Annotated in this window: 11 protein-coding genes; 2 read left to right on the forward strand and 9 right to left on the reverse strand. The window is 42.5% G+C overall.

Annotated features, from left to right (window positions below):
• Positions 1-128 precede the first annotated feature (128 nt).
• Positions 129-1,460: a carbohydrate porin gene (locus tag CWO27_RS01885; protein WP_102432912.1), complete on the reverse strand. Its 1,332-nt coding sequence runs from the start codon at positions 1,458-1,460 to the stop codon at positions 129-131.
• A 456-nt stretch (positions 1,461-1,916) separates the two neighbouring features.
• Positions 1,917-3,515 carry a glycoside hydrolase family 16 protein gene (locus CWO27_RS01890; RefSeq protein WP_107898490.1) on the reverse strand — a complete coding sequence of 533 codons (1,599 nt, stop codon included), beginning with the start codon at positions 3,513-3,515 and terminating at the stop codon, positions 1,917-1,919.
• Between the two features lie 547 nt (positions 3,516-4,062).
• Between CWO27_RS01890 and CWO27_RS01895 the strand changes: the two genes are divergently transcribed.
• Positions 4,063-5,058, forward strand: a complete 996-nt coding sequence (locus CWO27_RS01895) for a LacI family DNA-binding transcriptional regulator (protein WP_019821076.1) — start codon at positions 4,063-4,065, stop codon at positions 5,056-5,058.
• Positions 5,059-5,148: 90 nt separating this feature from the next.
• On the opposite strand, the gene CWO27_RS01900 is transcribed toward CWO27_RS01895, so the two are convergent.
• The 6 genes from CWO27_RS01900 to CWO27_RS01925 form a co-directional block, all read right to left on the reverse strand.
• On the reverse strand, positions 5,149-8,592 hold the full coding sequence (locus tag CWO27_RS01900) for a hypothetical protein (RefSeq protein ID WP_055319761.1): 3,444 nt from the start codon (positions 8,590-8,592) through the stop codon (positions 5,149-5,151).
• A 75-nt stretch (positions 8,593-8,667) separates the two neighbouring features.
• On the reverse strand, positions 8,668-9,657 hold the full coding sequence (locus tag CWO27_RS01905) for an ABC transporter ATP-binding protein (protein ID WP_061018419.1): 990 nt from the start codon (positions 9,655-9,657) through the stop codon (positions 8,668-8,670).
• Positions 9,658-9,667: 10 nt separating this feature from the next.
• A complete protein-coding gene (locus CWO27_RS01910; RefSeq protein WP_048659634.1) occupies positions 9,668-10,621 on the reverse strand; it encodes an ABC transporter ATP-binding protein in 954 nt (317 codons plus the stop codon).
• Complete coding sequence (locus CWO27_RS01915) at positions 10,621-11,598, reverse strand: ABC transporter permease (RefSeq protein ID WP_371957688.1); 978 nt, start codon at positions 11,596-11,598, stop codon at positions 10,621-10,623. The genes CWO27_RS01910 and CWO27_RS01915 overlap by 1 nt, the downstream gene beginning before the upstream one ends.
• A 20-nt stretch (positions 11,599-11,618) precedes the next feature.
• A complete protein-coding gene (locus CWO27_RS01920; RefSeq protein ID WP_017071753.1) occupies positions 11,619-12,593 on the reverse strand; it encodes an ABC transporter permease in 975 nt (324 codons plus the stop codon).
• Between the two features lie 55 nt (positions 12,594-12,648).
• On the reverse strand, positions 12,649-14,283 hold the full coding sequence (locus tag CWO27_RS01925) for an ABC transporter substrate-binding protein (protein ID WP_017071752.1): 1,635 nt from the start codon (positions 14,281-14,283) through the stop codon (positions 12,649-12,651).
• A 500-nt stretch (positions 14,284-14,783) separates the two neighbouring features.
• Between CWO27_RS01925 and CWO27_RS01930 the strand changes: the two genes are divergently transcribed.
• A complete protein-coding gene (locus tag CWO27_RS01930) occupies positions 14,784-15,563 on the forward strand; it encodes an ABC transporter substrate-binding protein (protein ID WP_107898491.1) in 780 nt (259 codons plus the stop codon).
• Between the two features lie 117 nt (positions 15,564-15,680).
• Here CWO27_RS01930 and CWO27_RS01935 read toward each other — a convergent pair whose 3' ends face one another.
• Positions 15,681-16,934: a D-amino acid dehydrogenase gene (locus CWO27_RS01935; protein ID WP_107898492.1), complete on the reverse strand. Its 1,254-nt coding sequence runs from the start codon at positions 16,932-16,934 to the stop codon at positions 15,681-15,683.
• Between the last annotated feature and the right edge of the window lie 151 nt (positions 16,935-17,085).

A 17,085-nucleotide genomic window follows, 5' to 3' on the forward strand; every position in this document is an offset into this window, starting at 1 on the left:
GCTGCTAGGAAAGAGCTCAACTATTGCAATAAATAGGGATATCGAGAGCCTTGCCCGCCCTAAAGGCAAGGCCGTCATACCACTCCCCCGGTATACTCGATATCACTTAAGACCCGAAGGTAAAAATTCTACCACCACATGTCAGCTTGAATACCTACAACAAAGTCACCCTCTTTACCCGTGCCGTCTTGCATTTCACCATCAAGGTAAGATGCCATGAAGCGAATTTCTGGAGATGGACCGAAGCCAGAATGCACAACTAGAGTCGGTGCTACTGTTAGCTTGTAATCATAAGAATTCTTTGACTCACCATTACGGTCTTCGTAGTTGTACATATAACCAGCTTCGGTAGCGATAAAGAAGTTTTCTGAAATTGGGAACGTTGGTCGCACCATTGCTGATACCCAGCCGTCTGTGTCACCATTGTCAAAATCGTTGTACTGGGTTTGAAGAGAGTGGAAAATATTCACACCATTTTCAAAAAAGTACCCACCCCATGCTAAAGCACGTAGTGATACATCGTTTTCATCAACAGCCTTCAAACAAGACGTACCACAACCCGTGCCTGTCGTTAACCAACTTTGATAGTCACTACCAGGCTTGTACGTGTTGTAAGTCGTAAGAGTACCGCCTAAAAGGTTACCCGAACCTAAGCCTTTACCAGCCTGCGCGATGTATTTTGTAAAACCTTTATCTGACAACCCAAAGACAGACTCAGTGTGAACAATTGCCGTCATTTCATAGCCATTCTCAGCGAATGCTTCTGGGCCATTACCAAAACCTAAATCGACCATATTGTCTGGCATATACTTAGCCATAGCGTGAAGCTCAACACTGCCAAAGTTCACGCCAGCATGAAGTGCATGCATGATGTTATTGCTGTCACCCCAGAAACTTGTATCGCCAGAGTCATCGCTTGCAATATAAGCAAAGTCCCACTTATTGCCACCTAGCTCAACACCTTCAATACCAACACCAGTACCTGACATATCCGTGTAGAAAAAGTCGGTCATAAAGATGTAATTATCTTTACCATAAAAGCGCTTACCACCCCATACAACACCGGTTTCAGATACACCTTCAAACTCGACAAAAGTTTCTGCCATACCAATTTCGCTGTTGGTTGCATCGGCATTGGCACCAAGTTGGTTAGTTGCATATTCCGCATTATTGGCTGCAGCTCGTGTTTTGATTCGAATTTTCTGACCACCGTCATTCTCAAAATTTTTCTGCAGTGCTACTTCAAAGTGGCTATCCGACTCAACACCCAATCGACCTAAACGCTCTTTAGATGCTGGGAACTTTGCACGTTTAAAATCGTCATTTTCACTGAATAGAACACCAGCACGGAAATAGCCGTGAAATTCAAATCCATCCGATTTTTCGGCATATGCAGCAGGTACAGTAGACAAGCCAGCAGTAGCGACTAAACAAGCAAGGGTAAGCTTAGAAAGTTTCATAATAACTCCATGTTCCAAATTATACTTTCAAAAAGAAAGCGCTTTCTTTATTTTTCTTAAAAAAACCAATCGAACAGATTTAAAGAAGATCAAATCTAAGCCCACATTCACTATGCACTCTTAACCTTATTGGCTTTAACCGCTCAGTTGGTATGGAAAGAGTATAAATGGATCTTGTGAATATAAACCGTGATCAACCCCACCAAAGAAAGCGCTTTCTTATGCATAAGTCACAAAAATAGAGATGTTAAGTATTTTGTTTGAACAATCATGGAACCAAGTAAAATATCACTGTTCACATATTAAGGACGAATTACTCCGTTCAATCACTCAGAACCTGTTTCGGAATACATCGTCGATTATCTTCCTGGAATGCTCGTCGAAATAAAAAAGGGAACATACATCGTATGTTCCCTTTATATTCAGAATTTTATTCAAACCCTTTTGTTAAAAAGCTTACTTTTCAAATCGAATATTGTCTAATTTAAAACTCATTTCTCCTTGAGGCTCAAACACTAAAAGGTTAGTGATCGTTGTTGGATCAGCTTGATTCCCACCAGCAAAACGGTTGTCTCTCTTTAAAATGTCAGCGATTGGAATACGTACCGTCTTCCATTCATTGATTGCTGATAGCGGCACGGTATAGTCACTTGTTTTCGGCCAGCCACTGTCCACCTTAACCAATAGTTCAACCCCGTCGGCCATGCTCTCAACTTTCAAATCAAAGACCAGTTCACCCGTTTCTTGCCAATGTGTCACATCTGTTACAGGAGAACGAAAATAGATATTTCCTGATCCTTGATTCTTATTCACTTGTAGCACTGTTCCACGATCTGGTTCGGTCACTTCTTGATAGTCAACAATATCCAATGGGTCATAACTTGCATAAGCCAAGCTTGCGTTAAGAGTTTCGGTAAAAATCTCCAACGTTGGTCCATCAGCATAACTATCATCGGTTGCTAAGATCTCTGGAGCTTCGTGCCCTATCACTTGTATTGCATGTTCAGAACGACTTGCACACCCTTTTCCTTTCCAACGATCAACCTTACAACGGTAAACCTTTACTGAATCAACTAGCATTGTTTTCGGAAACAAACCTTCGTCGATGCCTTTATCATTTGCGTTTGCTGACCACGCCCCACCGACGGCCAAGTTCAATAACAAATGAAACTTTTCATCAAACGGAGCTGCTCCACTCGCATTAATGAGTTTCCCTTCTTCCGCTTCATATTGGCTGTACCAGCCCTCTTGAGTTTGAGTCGCGTAATGAATATTGTCTACATACCAACGAATTTCACCTTCTTCCCACTCAATCGCGTATGTATGGAAGCCCTCAGTAGGGTTCACACCATTTGGCAATGTCGCGGCTTGCCCTTTATAAACATTGTCTGGCCAATTTCGTCCGTAATGTAACGTCCCGTAGACCCGGCTCTCTAGAGCATCATTTTTCGCTCCCGCCGCATCTGAAAGTGTGTTTAGGTTAACCGCTTCCATAATATCGATTTCGCCAGAAGCAGCCCATGTACCATATTTATTGTCGGTTGGCAGCATCCAAATCGCGGGCCATGAACCTTGTCCACCGGGTAACTTTGCTCTGATTTCATAACGGCCATATTTGGTGTCACGCTTGTCTCTTGTACTTAGCCTCGCAGAAGTATAAGGGAGTGTTTTAGTTGCTCCGCCAATCGTACCTTCGGCATTGTCAGGCCCAGTATGACTTTGCTTCAGCGCGACAATGTGTAAAAAGCCATCTTTAACAAATGCGTTATTAGGATCATCCGTGTAGCACTGTTGTTCATTGTTCCCTCCTCCCCAACAGTTCACTTCTAATGACCAATTACGTTTATTTATTTGCTCGCCTTCAAACTGGTCTTCCCACACCAATTGCCAGTCTGAACTTAAAGTAACTGGAGCATGGGATAGCACAATCGCTTTTTCAGTTTGAGCTAAGTCAGCACTTTCGGATACCGGCAGCTCTATCGCCGTGCAGCCAGACATCAAAGCGGCAGAAATAAAAGACGTTAATATCTTTACCTGATTGGTTAGATCTTGCATTACAACTCCTTGTATCACGACTTTCTAAGCAGGCGACACGTAATATCGGAGCCCATAACAGAAAGTCGATAAATGAATAAGTCCGCGAGCATGGACCCAATATGCCATGCACGACTGTTTCAAAATGAGTATATAAAAGTGCATAGTTCAAAAAAGAGACAACGCTCACCTTAAGAAAGCGCTTTCTTGTTGGATTTCACATTTTGCTAAAATTCGTTGTGGTTTGTGTAGATTCTCAAGAATTTTTTGACCTGATTATCTGCATAACACCCTAGAATCCCTTTTATTCTCAGGCTTCTATTTTTTCTAGCTTACAACGAAGCTCAGAAAAACAGATTCACTTTTATCACAACGCAAAGAAAGCGCTTGCTTGATATTTGAACGAGTATATGGAAATATTCGTGACCTTACTTTGTATGCTTAACCTTCAAATTTAGCGTTAAGCAGTTCAGAGTTTTTAAATATTAATCATTGGATTGCTAGGCTCTTATTGATCACGAAGGTAATATAGCTTAGTTCACTCCTTGTAGAGATAAGGCCACTACCATTGATCACCATTAAAGAAGTATCTGAACTTGCTCAAGTTTCTCAATCAACTGTCTCACGAGCATTAAATGGTCACCCTACGGTAAAGGAAGCCAATCGCGAAAAAGTATTCAAAGCTATTGAGCAACTGGGCTACAAGCCTAATGCGTTTGCACAAGCTCTAGCCTCCAGTCGTTCAAATAGCATTGGCATGCTAGTTGGTTCGCTTGATGGGCCTTTCTATGGACCATTAATGCATACAGCCGAAGATACCGTTCGCCAAAATAATATTCACTTAATCGTTACAAGTGGCCAGGAATCACGAACCAAAGAGCTCGATTCTATCCAGTTTTTGCAATCTAAACTTGTGGATGGCCTCATTGTTCACTCAGACAAGCTCAGTGATGACGAACTGATCAAAATAGCGAAAGACAGTGAAACAATGATTGTTCTCAACCGTTTTATTCCTGAGATTTCTGATCGCTGTATTTACATTGATAATGAGCTTGGTGGCTACCTTGCAACGAAGCACTTACTTGAGAACGGCCATAAAAAAGTCGCTTGTATCACAGGCCAGTTGAGTAAAGTTGATAGTAGAGATCGCTTTCAAGGGTATCGAAATGCCTTGTTAGAGTTCGGTATCGAATACGACGCAGGGCTGTTTGTAGAGGGACGCTTTGATCATCAAGGCAACCACGAAGCTGCGCGACGCTTGTTAGACCGAGACCCTGAGATCACCGCGATTTTCTGTCAAAATGACAATATCGCGCTTGCTGTATATGACGTAGCAGCAGAGCGAAACCTCATTATTGGGCGAGACCTTTCAGTCGTAGGCTTCGATAACGATACTCATAGCCAGCATATTCGTCCTCGCTTATCGACGGTCGACTTTCCAGTTCATGAGATGGGAGAAGAAGCTGCAAAAGGTGTTTTATCGTTAATTAATAAACGCGACTACCCATTGAAGCACAAACTAACCCCGACATTGATTGTAAGAGAGTCCGTGGCTAAGCTTTGATTTTTGTATATCAAGCACCCCATTTTTTACACTTAAAAGAAAGGCTCTAAGTATTCACTTAGAGCCTTTTTATTTCACTTTAAATTAGAATTAGAGTAACTGGTGCTTTGACAACACGACAACGACTTTCTCAATAAGACCACTACGAGAAAAGAGCTGTGAAGCCATTTCATGGTTTAGCGTTAACGATGCAAATGCCTCACTTGTTCCGTCTTTAAACTGAACTTCAATACCCTGTGTTGGCTCATCATTGAGTTGGTAAATAAACGGTACCTGACAGTAAGTAAAAGCCAGTTGCCCAGCCTGAACAATAAAGCTCTGCATTTGTCCTTCAATATTTTGGCAGTCAAAAGTCGCCGCTTTTTGTAAGAACTCTTTAGGACTAAGAAGTGAAGGGTTAATTACAATTGTGCCATCAACGACCTCTAGACCTAGCTCTCCAAAACGAGTAATCACTTCTTCCTTAACTTGCCCTGTCATCCCTGGCTGCTGTGCTCCAGAGTGCTTTGGCGTATGAGAATACGGATCCGTCGGAAACGCACCGTAGTTTTCCGGCGTTTTGTTGAAACCAATACCAGCTCTCACTTTGTAATAGTAATCCGCTAATTTAAGAGTTTCCTGGCTATTAGAGTCCATACTCCAAGCATGCTGATAGTTTTCTTGCACAGCTAGCAGCAACTTAGAAACCATATGCCAATAGATACAACCTAAACCTTCATAACCAAACATGGTTCCCGAACGCCCAGTAAAGGCTTTATGGTTGAATACACGCTCATACAAACTAGATACATGACAAAATTCATCATCACTAATTGACGGGTAATCGGCTTTAATTTCATCAATCGCAGCCTGAAGGAAACCTTTGTTTTCAAAGCTTGAATTGAAGTGGTAAGAACCTTTGCTGTCTTGGTTTACTAATCGGTTATCTTTGGCAACAACCATCATGCTTAACAATTTGCTCTGGTCAATGTCTTTAGCGTCTAAACAGTTTTTGTCCATAAAAGAAGCCAGCTCACGGTCAGGGTAAAGCATGAAGCTATTTTGATCAGCACGATACATGTCACTGGCAAACAATTTATCCAACAACTCAACCGCTTGTTTAGGTGATAATAGACCCGAGCTCAATACTGCAACTTGCCCTTCTAGCATCGGGTAAAGCTCTTCAACCATTAAGCTCTCACCAGAACAACTCAAGATGTTATACGCATTGTACAAACCGTCTTCACGCAAGTTGTTTGCAATCGTAGAATCTAGGACTTTTAAGCTCGCGCCCATCAATTGAACAATCGCTTCTTTCTCAACTTTCGTTTTCCCTGAGAATCCATTTACTCGGTACACGCGCTCACGATAATTAGCAGCGGATTTAGCCAGCTTAGTCAGCATTGCTTTACGAGTTTGACGAGTGACCGTATCTTGACGAATCTCTGTATTTGCCTCTGAAACGATCTGTGTAACAGAAGACATCCACTCAAACACTTCTTTGGAAATACTGTATGACGATGGTGACTTCTCTAACAGGCGCTGCATAAAGGCAACATAGCGACGCATGTAGTACAAGGTTACCATTGAGAGGCCATTGCCAACGATAGCGTTGTTTGCATCATTCCATTCTGGACGTTGTGTATTGAGCCAAATACCACCATCAAGCACTAAGTTACTCAATTTCGCCAACAAAGGGACGAGTATCTTCTCCATTAAGTTGACCATATAAACTTCTTGGTCACCCGTCATCAACAAGCGACCGTCACTGCCTAAGCTCTTTACACGTTGCTCTGTCAATTCCTGCAAGTCTTGGTTGAACTCTACGGTATCTTTAGGGTTATCAAAGAGGCCTTGAACTCCACAAAGCTCGTAAGGCACGTTGGCATAACTAAAAATGTCACTCTCTAGTAATTCGATAAGATCGCTTTGCTCAAATTTGTCTGCCAACTCAAGGAATTTTAATAGATAAATGATTTGATGATCGCCCCAGTAACCAATGTTACTCCAAGGATCATCCGCCTCTAACAGCTCCCAATCTACACCATCTTTAGTAATTCGATACGGATTGTAACCATCCACTGTTGAAGCATTAACAAACTTAGAGATGAATGATTTGATGAACCCTGGATAACTAAGAGCCATCGCTTCCCAGTTTTGGAAAATATCACGCCAGTTGCCTTGATAAGAAAGTAAGCGTTCGCCATTTTCATCTTTGAGCTTAATCTCATAGTGGTTCCAAGGGCGACTAGGGTCACCATGACGACGTCCAAAAGTAAGCGGTAGATACTCGTAGCTCAATCGAACTAATTGAGAATCCCCTGTCGCTTTAGCGCGCGAAACTAATTCAGAATGGCTGAAAACATCCCCTAACTGATCAAAAAAGTCTTGATGGCGGCCAGCTACCTGAGAGTTGGCCTTTTCCATAGTTTTAACTACGTCAGCCTTTTCTAACATATAGCCGTTTTCAAACACGCCACCACGCATGTTATTGAACAACACATTGGCATAATGGTGAACGCTGGTATTTTCTTCAGCTGTTATTTGCCACGCATCCGCGCCAGACATTAATGTGATCAATTCATCTTGATTATCTGCAACGCTCTTTTCTAAAGCTAGTGCTAGGTTAGCAGGAACAGAGAGCTCAGATTGAAGCTGACAGATATCGGAATGAGTCTTGTCTATATCAGCGACAATCGACCAAACTTTGGTTTGATGTGCTCGCAGCGTCAGAGACTTATGAACTAAATAGCTCCCTCTAACCCCTTTCGTTAAAGGTTCACTTTTAACCGCTCGACCCTTTCTGAACGCATTAACTTGAGCACTCGTCAATAAAATTTGGCTGCTTTCCGTTTCTAAGCTGAAGACTGTCGTCGCTAGCAAAGATTCAGCAGGGTCGGCTCTATCGCTCAATTTCGCGTACATGCTGAACAGAGCTAATGAACTACCATCAACTTGTTCATTCCACTTGTACGCATCAACTAATGCACTTCTTGTTTGAAGAGCTGATAACGGAGCGCCTGAAGGAAGTATATTTTGTAAGCCATCTAGTGCTTCGACTTTACGCTCAAAGCTCGCGAGGTTGGTCAGTTTTGAACGACGAATAAAGCCGTATTTTTCACTCGTATTCCAGCTGTATTGGAACTGTAGTTGCAAAGTATGGTTTATCTCTTCAAATACAATCTTGTCTCCAATCGTATTTTTATAAAGATTGCGTTCAACATCAAAAATACCATCATGGAATGTATTAAACGGTTCCCAAAGTACAACCTTGTCGCCATGTTCAATACGGAAGATGGATTTTGAGCCGGTGTTTTCCGCATTTTCATGAATATGGTCAACAGACTTGTAAGGAAAAAGCGCATTTTCCGGACGAATGCGTCCAGCTGAAAGGCTGCCTGTTGATGAAATAAATAACCAGTGATCGCTCGACGATACAACGCTAATAAAGAATGGCGTCATTTGGTCAACATTAGAGATTTGGTAGTAACGCTCACCATCTAAATCAACGAACTTGCCATCGACCTCTGGTGTTGAGTTGTAGTCTTGTTTCATATCAAAATTCCAAAAAATTCTTACACTTAAACTTTGAAAGCGCTTTCTTTTGCGTTTCAAAAAAGGATTTAAAGTTTACAAATGATGGCAACGAGCAAAATGCTCTTCTGCAATTTGAGTCGGTTCTGGTATTGATTGCGTGCAAAGTTTATCGGCTTTCAGACAACGGCTTGCGAACGGGCAGCCCACGCTACTTGGTTTCCAAGAAGGGATATCGCCTTTTTTCACGTTCATGTCACGCTTGCCCGATTTACCGACTTCTGGCACTGCTGACAACAACAGCTGAGAATACGGATGCTGCGGGTTCTGAGTGACGTTGTCGCTATTGCCCCATTCGACCATATGTCCTACATACATCACCGCCGTTTTCTCAGCAAAATAACGCGCTGTCGCAATGTCATGAGTGATGTACATGAACGAAATACCATGCTTATCTTTCAAGTCAGCCATTAGGTTTAGGATTCCTAATCGCACAGACACATCAAGCATAGAAATGGGTTCATCAGCTAGGATAACTTCCGGGCTAACAGCAATTGCACGTGCAATTGCGACACGCTGTCGTTGTCCACCACTTAATTCATGCGGGTACTTCTCTGCTGTCTCTTTAACTGGTGTAAGCCCAACCATTTCAAGCAATTCATAAACGAGGTTCGGAATCGCTTCTTTTTCTGCTCGTTTATGGATAAGTAATGGTCGCGCAATATGGTGGTAAATCGTGTGTACAGGATTCAACGAGCCAAACGGGTCTTGAAAAATCATTTGCACCTGGCGTGCATATTCAAGCTCACCATATTTTTCAATATAGTCAGACAGAGGCTCACCTTTGAATTCGATATCTCCAGCCGTCTTATCGTAAATTCGGGTAAGAATTCGAGCTCCTGTGCTTTTCCCTGAGCCAGATTCGCCAACAATCGCTAATGCTTCTCCTTTACGTAGATCAAATGAAACATCATTTACGGCTCGCATCATATTGCTTTTGACTGACTGGCCAAGTGGGAAATCTTTTACCAAATTCTTAACTGATAAGATAACTTCGCTTTTATCAACGTTCTTTAAAGTATTCATAATCTTTCGCTCAAACTAGGTGACAAGATACGTGATGCCCAGTCGCAATAGCGCCCAAACGAGGCTCACTTTTAATGCACATTGAAATGCATTCGCCACATCGCTCTTGGAAGTTACATCCTTGAGGTGTATCCAAAAGGTTGACAGGATTCCCAGGGATCCCGTAGAGACGTTCTTTTGGCCCATGAATAGTCGGGAATGAAGAGATAAGCCCTTTTGTATAAGGATGCTTAGGTTCACTAAATACCGTTTTCGCATCACCTAATTCAATAAGGTTACCCGCATACATCACGCCAATTCGATCAGCAATTTCGCCCATGAGGCTTAAGTCGTGACTAATAAACAGAATAGAGAAGCCAAACTTACTCTTAAGCTCATACAGTTCATTCAAGATTTCACGTTCAACCACTACATCAAGTGCCGTTGTTGGCTCGTCCATGATGATCAGTTTAGGTTCCAGCGCCAAAGCAATCGCAATAACAACTCGCTGACGCATACCTCCACTCAGTTGATGGGGAAAGCTCGACATTCTGTCGCCATGAATCCCAACCGTTCCTAACAGCTCGACCGCACGATCGTGAGCCTGTTTATAAGGTATTTTTCTGTGCGCTAGAATAACGTCCGTTAGCTGCTCACCGATGGTAATGACAGGGTTAAGTGAGTTCATTGCGCTTTGAAAAACAATAGAAACGTCATTCCAACGGAAGTCACGTAACTGCTTGTTATTCATCTTTAAAACATCCTGCCCTTTGTAGAGTATTTCACCCTCAGAGATAAGCGCTGGTGCTTTGTGTAGGCGTGATATAGCAAAAGCCAATGTACTTTTACCGCAACCAGACTCACCGGCAATACCGAGCGTTTCACCGGGCGCAATGGAAATACTAACGTCATTAACGGCTCTTGCTACGCCATTAGGAGAAACGTAATCAACACACAGGTTATTAATTTCTAATAGATTGCTCATTATAGGCCTCGGCGTTTATCTGCTTCTTTTTTAAGTTTGTGCCACAGTTTGATGTGTGGGCCCGTACGTAATTTAGGGTTGCTCACTTGGTCAATTGACATGTTAATCAATGCGAGTCCACCACCAGTAATCGCTAACGCCAATGCAGGAACCAGCATTTCCCACCATGCTCCGGTATATAACGATGAAGAGGTCTGTGCCCAATACAGCATAGAGCCCCAACTCACTTCTGTTGCATCACCTAAACCTAAAATACCTAGACCAGCTTCAGAGCCCATTGCGTAGATAACCGTGCCTAGGAAGCCGCCAAAAACAATCGAAACTAAGTTTGGTAAGATCTCTACTAAAATAATGCGGATTTTTGATTCACCCATAACTTCTGCAGAAATGATGAATTCTTTGCTTCTAATTGCCATGGTCTGTGCACGAATCACCCTAGCTCCCCAAGGCCAGGAGGTTATTCCTAACAACACGGTAATAACCAGCGAACCGACCTGCCCTAAGAATGCGGCGAGAACAATCAGCAAGGGCAACTGTGGAAACACAAGAAATACGTTAGTAACGAAGTTCAAGCGTTCATCGACTTTTCCACCAAAGTAACCAGATGAAACCCCGACGAGCACTGCTATTGTCATCGCGATTACGCCCGCAGAGATCGCAACAGTAAGCGACTTTCTTGCTCCAAATAGAACCTGGCTATATACATCACGCCCGCTACGAGTAGTGCCCATAATATGCTCAGAACTTGGTGCAATATGTGGACGTGCTACGCGCTTTTCTGGATTATGAGTCGATAATACAGGCGCAAATAACGCCCCAGCTAAGACAATCGTAAGTAAAAAAGTACCTACAATGGCTGGAGGGTTACCGTAGAAAAATGCGTAAGCTTTACCGAGAGTTTTCTTTACGTTTTTCCACGACCATTTTGGCTCACGTACTGGCATATTCGGCTGGTTAGCGGTTTTTTGAGTATCCATTAAATTATCCATCATGCGCCTCAGTTCGAGATTCTAGGGTCAAGCCAGACATATAGAAGGTCGGCAATAAAGTTAGCGGTCAGTACCGCTGTCACCAAGATAAGAAGAATGGCTTGGATAAGTGGGTAATCACGAGCAACTATGCCTTTAAGAAGGATGTTCCCCAAGCCTTGGTAGTTAAAAACCACTTCGGTCATGATTGAGCCTGCGAATGAGAATCCGATTGCCATTGCAATAGCGGTCGCAACAGGAAGGATGGCATTTCGACCAGCATAGCGAGACATAACACGATAACTACTCAAGCCTTTGGCCTCAGCCATCGTTACGTAATCTTCACCCAACACATTGATCATCGCATTACGCATATTGAAGACCCATGTTGCGATCCCAACCAGGACCATAGAGCCCATAGGCAACACAGCGTGTTTAGCCACACTAGAAATAAACTCCCATGTAAAACCTGGCTCTAGCGATGGGTCATAGGTGTATGCCAAAGGTAATAGTTCGAGTTTTAAACCGAAGAAATAGAACAACAGTAACGCGGTCACGATGTACGGGAAGTTACTAATAAATGCCAAAACTGGCGGAACAATTTGTCCAAATAGCCCTTCACGTCGATACGATGCATACGTACCAATACTGACACCAATGATAAGAGCAACAATCAGCGAACCAAGCGCTAGGAACATAGTCCACGGCAGTGCCATAGCAAGGACATCTGAAACACTTACAGGAAACATAAGCACTGAAGGTCCCAGATCAAGAGTGAATACGCTTTTCATATACGCGAAGTATTGTTCGAAAACATTGCCATCAACAAAACCGTACATTTCACGAACAGCATCCATTTGAGCAGGATCCATTCGACCTTGAGCTGCAGCGAAAAGAGCATCAACAGGATCTCCTGGCATTAGGCGAGGCAACATGAAATTAAACGAGATAGCGATTAAGAAAGCGGTAAAATAGAAGCCAAATCGGCGAATTAAAAACGACATAAAAATCTTTTAACCTAGGGGCTACAACCTAAGCTGTAGCCCTCTCAAAAATAACTTACTTAAGGTGTAGATTGTTGAGAATTATTACTCTCTTACCACCGTCGTACCATACTGGCTGTACGTATGGGTCTTTTTCACTTGGCCAACCAACAATATGTTTAGTACTGTATTGGAACCAAGTTGGGTTAGAAAATAGAGGGATAAAGGGAAGGTTTTCAGCCGTAAATTCCTGAAGTTCACTCAACACTTTCTCTTGCTGCTCTGCATCACCAATTTTGCCGAAGCTGTCGATCAATGCGTCGATTTCTGGTGAATTAACACCGTGACCAGCATGCCAAGTTTTTCCGATTCGAGACGTTGAGAAGTACTCTTGGTACGCCAAGATTGGATTTGTCGCGACCATTGACCAGTTAATTGACATGGTATATTTGCTTTCTTTCAAATTGCTGTCATATACCGCCCAATCCACAGTCTTAACGTTTGCTTTCACACCCACTTCTTCAAAGTATTCAGATACCATCTGAACCACTTGGATCCAGTCGGTCCAACCGTTTACAACCTCGATATCAAACTCAACCGTTTCCCCGTTTGCTTTGTCGCGGAATCCATCACCGTTTTTGTCAACTAAGCCCGCTTCATCTAGTAAAGCGTTTGCTCTTTCAACATCGTACTTAGTTAGATAACCATATTTCTTAGATACATTTTTATCAATGTGCGTTTCGTATAGCTCACCGATGCCACCAGCATTGAAGTTTGCGGTCGGATAACCGTAAGCAGCAATATCAACGATGGTTTCACGATCAAGAGCCATAGAAAGTGCTTGTCGTACTCTTAGGTCATCAAATGGCGCTTCTTTGGTATTTACGTAAAGGTGGATAGCATCATTCGCTGGATACCAAAAATGGTTATTTTCTTTATCCATATCGACAAATGTTGACTCAACGTCAGCAATAAAATTTGAACCCCAATCGATCTCACCTTTGATTAAGGCAGGTTGGATCTGAGAGTTGTCATTGTAAGAACGGAAGTTGATGCAATCTAAATAAGGTCTATTTTCTAAATAGTAATTTGGGTTTCGGCACAGCTCCATCTGTTGCGGTTTAATGTATTTAACCGTCGTCATTGGGCCACTACCTACCGGGTTAAGGTTGGTAAACGTTGTCAGCTCTTCAACTTTCGACCAAATATGCTTTGGTACAATATGGTAACGCTCTAAGTTCCAAGCAAATGTAGAATCCGCTTCCGTCAGCTCAAACACGACGGTTCGCGCGTCAATAGATTTGATTTCTTTTAAATTACCTGAAGACCAAATACCTTTCTGGTCAAAAGCTGGTGCCTCTTTAGTCAACATAAAGCTAAAAACAACGTCGTCTGCAGTTAACTTTGAACCATCAGACCACTTCAAATTCTCTCGTAACTTAAGCGTCAATGTTTTCAGGTCAGTTGAATACTCAACCGACTCAGCCAGGCGATAATCAACATCACCTGTCATGTTGTTGAATACGACCAATGGCTCAAACATTACCCCATGCAGCAAGTCTTTAGTTGTATAAGGGTTAAAGTTTTCAACAAAGCCAGTATTGATAATTGGCACCGTTAGTGTGCCACCCTGCTTAACTTCATCTGCTTGTACAGAGGCTCCGAATAAAGCTCCAATGGCGAGCGAAGCAATCAATGTCTTTTTGTGCATCACGTTGTCCTTTTAATGATAATAACCAGAAAGAAAGCGCTTTCTTTTAACTTTAAAAAAAGGGGGTGTTTTCGTATTCACTATCGGCAACTCGCATCAAGAAACCGCTTTCTTTAGGTGGATAATAAGCCGATAGAATGATTCTTCAACTTACATTTCGGTGAAACGAACCATAGATCACAAATTTAGAATAGATTGAGAATAGAAATACACAACAGTGCCATTCGTCACATTAATTGTTCACTAACACGAAAAACAATTTAAAAACAATAAGTTAAAATTCACTAATAGTGCCCACATGGTCTTTCCTAATCGTCGAACCTCTAACCCATCAATGAACTTATGTGCTTTCTTTAAAATAGCCTTTCCGTCGCGATTCTCAACATACATAGACTGTATCTATGTATGATTCTCTCAAAAACAAAAGAAAGCGCTTTCTTGACCGCTAAACCTATGTCAGCATACCAGTCATAAAATGTAAGTTCCCCCTTAGGACAACTATGTTTAACTTTTGGAATGGCAATAAATCAGGTAAAAGACAGCACTATGAGTTGGAGCTAATTCATAGCTTGTTGAATTGGGATCCGAACGAACCTATTGTCGTTCACAGCGATAATACAGACTTTCCAAGAGCTGAGGATGAAGGAAATATATTCCGCAAGAATTATGATGTACTCGTCACGGTGGCGGGAAACCGTAAATTTGCTGATAAGCCTGCAATCAAACTCAACTCTCCAATTTGTAAAGGCTTATTAGGACACCGTATCCTGATAATTAGGGAACAAGATCAACCCACATTCCATAATATCAACAGCAATAAACTGAAATCACTTATCGCTGGAATTCCTGCGACATGGGCTGATGCTGAGCTGTTTAGAGCAAATGGATATCGAGTACTAGAGCAAGGAACGTTACCAGAGATTCTGAAACTTCTCTCAGATAAAAAATGTGATTATGTGTCACTCGGAGCCAATGAAGTTGAAAGCATATACCAAGAACATACCTATTCCCTGGATGGGTTAGTCATAGAAAAAAGTATTATGCTTTACTACCCTCTTCCTCTGGTCTTCTATGTCCACCCAGACAAGGCTCAACTGGCTCAATTACTTGAGGACAAACTGCAAGACTACAAACTCAGTGGTGATTTCGAGCTATTGTTTAACCAACATTTCGGGGACGTAGTTAGATCCATTGGATTAGAACATCGCAAAGCTATTAACCTCGTAAATAAGGAGCTACCGCCAGAGCTAAGGTCATTTAAGTCTCAATTCATCTCGTGATTATAAATAGAGGAGACTTAAAACCATGCACCTAGATTTGCAACATTAGGTGCATCCGCTTTATGCTCCTAATGTCGATATCATCAAACCATAGGCAAGATAACTAACGGCTTGCTTTTACATATAGCGGTGGATACTCAAGTCATCAGTTTTTATATCACTAGCAGAGCCACTGACCACGCTTGCCAAGATCTTTCCTGAGCCACATGCCATTGTCCAACCTAGAGTTCCATGGCCTGTATTGGTAAATAGATTCTTGATAGGCGTCGCGCCGATTATAGGCGTACCATCCGGAGTCATCGGTCTTAACCCTGTCCAGTATTCTGCCTTAGAGAAATCCCCCGCCTGTGGGAAAAGATCTTTTATCACCATATCAATCGTGGCTTTACGTTTTTCAGGAATGAGATAATCAAAACCAGCAAGCTCTGCCGTACCCGCAATGCGAATGCGGTCATCAAAACGAGTCATCGCCACTTTGTAGGTTTCATCCATCACGGTAGAGGTCGGTGATTTATCAGCATTCACGATAGGCAATGTCAGCGAATACCCTTTGACTGGATAGACAGGAATAGACAGGTCTACTTGCTTCAACAGATCACGAGAATAACTGCCAGACGCGACTACGTAAGCGTCCGCTTTGAAGTCACCTTGAGTCGTGGTAATACTTTCAATGGTTTGATTCTGATGATTGAGCTTGACCACTTCAGTATCAAACACGAACCTAACACCGAGTTGCTTGGCTTTCTCAGTTAAGGTTAAACAGAATTGATGGCAATCACCGGTTTCATCATGTGGTAAATACAGGCCACCTACGAGCTTATCTTTCACGTCTGATAAACCAGGTTCGATGGATAGGCACTGCTCAACATCAAACAACGAGTGCTCAATTCCACTTTCTTTAAGCAGCTTCATATCTTGCTGAATGAAATCCAATTGCTTCTCGCTTCGAAACACTTGTAGCGTCCCTTTCTGCCTACCTTCATAAGCCAATTGCTCACTGGTTCTTAGCTCAGTCAGGCAATCTCGGCTGTAGTTCGCGACTCTCAACATCCGCGATTTGTTCTGTGCATATTTAGCTTCGTTGCAGTTGGCGAGCATCTTCGTTGCCCAAGAAACTAACTCGGGAGAAAGCGAAGGCTTTACTTTGAGAGGAGCGTGCTCTTGGGTAAGCCATTTCATTGCTTTCAACGGAATCCCAGGCGCCGCCCATGGTGAAGAATAACCGTAAGAAATCTGCCCTGCATTCGCAAAGCTGGTTTCCTTGCCACTACTATCTTGACGATCAATAACCGTCACCGAGTGGCCCTCTTTCGCCAGATACCAAGCACTGGTCAACCCAATAACACCGCTGCCAATTACAATTACTTCCATTCTCTTCCCCTAATGCCCGACACAGCAAAACATGCCGAACACAGCTGTCTGTTTCAAACTACCTTCGTTAATAATTTGTAACTTATTCAGCACACGTTGACTTAACAATGCATACAGTGTTGATAAAAAGTCAATTCAGTCGTAAATCGGG

It is taken from the genome of Vibrio sp. 10N.286.51.C3 (assembly GCF_003050065.1).
Lineage (GTDB): Bacteria > Pseudomonadota > Gammaproteobacteria > Enterobacterales > Vibrionaceae > Vibrio > Vibrio crassostreae.

Excerpts from the sequence above, each read along its gene's own strand:
- CWO27_RS01885 (WP_102432912.1), bottom strand. The coding sequence starts at position 1,460 with ATGAAACTTTCTAAGCTTACCCTTGCTTGTTTAGTCGCTACTGCTGGC.
- CWO27_RS01890 (WP_107898490.1), bottom strand. The coding sequence starts at position 3,515 with ATGCAAGATCTAACCAATCAGGTAAAGATATTAACGTCTTTTATTTCT.
- CWO27_RS01900 (WP_055319761.1), bottom strand. The coding sequence starts at position 8,592 with ATGAAACAAGACTACAACTCAACACCAGAGGTCGATGGCAAGTTCGTT.
- CWO27_RS01905 (WP_061018419.1), bottom strand. The coding sequence starts at position 9,657 with ATGAATACTTTAAAGAACGTTGATAAAAGCGAAGTTATCTTATCAGTT.
- CWO27_RS01910 (WP_048659634.1), bottom strand. The coding sequence starts at position 10,621 with ATGAGCAATCTATTAGAAATTAATAACCTGTGTGTTGATTACGTTTCT.
- CWO27_RS01915 (WP_371957688.1), bottom strand. The coding sequence starts at position 11,598 with ATGGATACTCAAAAAACCGCTAACCAGCCGAATATGCCAGTACGTGAG.
- CWO27_RS01920 (WP_017071753.1), bottom strand. The coding sequence starts at position 12,593 with ATGTCGTTTTTAATTCGCCGATTTGGCTTCTATTTTACCGCTTTCTTA.
- CWO27_RS01925 (WP_017071752.1), bottom strand. The coding sequence starts at position 14,283 with ATGCACAAAAAGACATTGATTGCTTCGCTCGCCATTGGAGCTTTATTC.
- CWO27_RS01930 (WP_107898491.1), top strand. The coding sequence starts at position 14,784 with ATGTTTAACTTTTGGAATGGCAATAAATCAGGTAAAAGACAGCACTAT.
- CWO27_RS01935 (WP_107898492.1), bottom strand. The coding sequence starts at position 16,934 with ATGGAAGTAATTGTAATTGGCAGCGGTGTTATTGGGTTGACCAGTGCT.